This window comes from Neobacillus sp. NPDC093182, assembly GCF_044754045.1.
The window spans coordinates 1-1,465 of the sequence record NZ_JBIVOI010000045.1 but is presented as its reverse complement, the minus strand read 5'-3'; the positions used below and the strand labels follow the sequence as shown (position 1 = coordinate 1,465).

Here is a 1,465-nt window from a genome sequence, read left to right as displayed (position 1 = left end):
GGAGGAAGCCCTAATATGAATTTTAAAATGCAAGACAAACAAAATCAACTAATAGAAAGAATTTCCGATACACATCTAATTGTAGGTGTGGATATAGCCCAACAATTACACGTTGCTCGAGCTGTTAACTTCCGTGGAATTGTAGTTGGAGATCCTCTTACATTTGAAAATAATGAAGAGGGGTTCGTAAAACTATTAAGTTGGATTCAAAACTTACAAAGACTAAAAGACTTAGATTCAACGATAGTGGGTATGGAACCTACAGGACATTACTGGATTAACCTATCAAAATGGCTGGATAAACAAAACATTGAGGTAGTTACTGTGAATCCCCACTTAGTAAAAAGGAATAAAGAGAATCGTGACAATACTCAATCGAAGAGTGATAAAAAAGATGCCCTTGTTATAGCGGATATGGTGAAAAACGGCTATTATTCCTTTGTTCGTCCAACATCGGAATCATTTGAGAAACTTAGAGTTCTAATTTCTAACCGAGATGTAATTGTTAAACGTCTCGTGATGTCTATTAATCAAGTAAATCGATGGGTAGATGTGGTCTTTCCAGAACTCAGACAAGTGTTTAAAGATGTAACGTGCAAAGGGGCGATTGCAACCCTTCGTTTATTTCCTACACCAGATGAAATATCTTCACTAGAAACACTAGATGTCATGAGGGGTTGGAAGTCTTTAATGAAACGACAACCAGGACCAAAGAAAGCTCAGTTACTAATCAATCTAGCAAAATCCTCTATTGGGACCGGACAAGCTCTTGATGCTTATAAATTCCATTTAGAACAATTATTAGAGGAATATGACCTCGCTGTAAAACAACTCGAAAGAGTTGAACACCAAGTTAAAGAAGTTCTCAACAAAATACCTTTTGCAAAAAAACTACTTATGATTAAAGGAATAAGTGAAATTTCATTAGCCGGTATATTAGGAGAGGCAGGAGATTTAAGTGGATTCTCTCACGGGAACTCCCTATTACGTCATGCAGGATTACATCTAGCTGAAGCAAGTTCAGGCAAATGGAAAGGCCAGATTGTCATCTCAAAGCGTGGAAGATCAAGACTCCGGCGATTCCTTTACTTAGCAACCATGAGCCTTGTGATGAATAACCCTGAGTTTAAAGCCATCCATTCCCATAATGTGAAGGTAAAGAAGATGAAGAAAATGAAATCAATTATGAAACTAATCGGTAAACTAGCAAGGATTTTTGTAGGAATAGCACGACGAAACGAGTCTTATTGTCCAAATAAAGTCCCAGTATTAATCCCTATAGCAGCATAGAAATAAAACATAAGTTATATAAAATGTATCATTTAAATAGTTAACTTTAATTTTGAATGTTGTCTTATTCGCAGGATTTTAAATATGTACGGAGTACCAGGTTTCTTGAACAAAAGGGCACTGTGACCCATCAGGTTAGCATAACTGGCCTCCACCCCTTGGATAGGCATGACGA

At 36.9% G+C, this 1,465-nt stretch carries 1 protein-coding gene; it reads left to right on the top strand.

The window, feature by feature from the left end; translation table 11 throughout:
- The first annotated feature begins 15 nt into the window (after positions 1–15).
- Positions 16–1,290 carry an IS110 family RNA-guided transposase gene (locus ACIQAA_RS32375; protein WP_402628019.1) on the top strand — a complete coding sequence of 425 codons (1,275 nt, stop codon included), beginning with the start codon at positions 16–18 and terminating at the stop codon, positions 1,288–1,290.
- The last annotated feature ends 175 nt before the right edge of the window (positions 1,291–1,465 follow it).

Excerpts from the sequence above, each read along its gene's own strand:
- ACIQAA_RS32375 (WP_402628019.1), top strand. The coding sequence starts at position 16 with ATGAATTTTAAAATGCAAGACAAACAAAATCAACTAATAGAAAGAATT.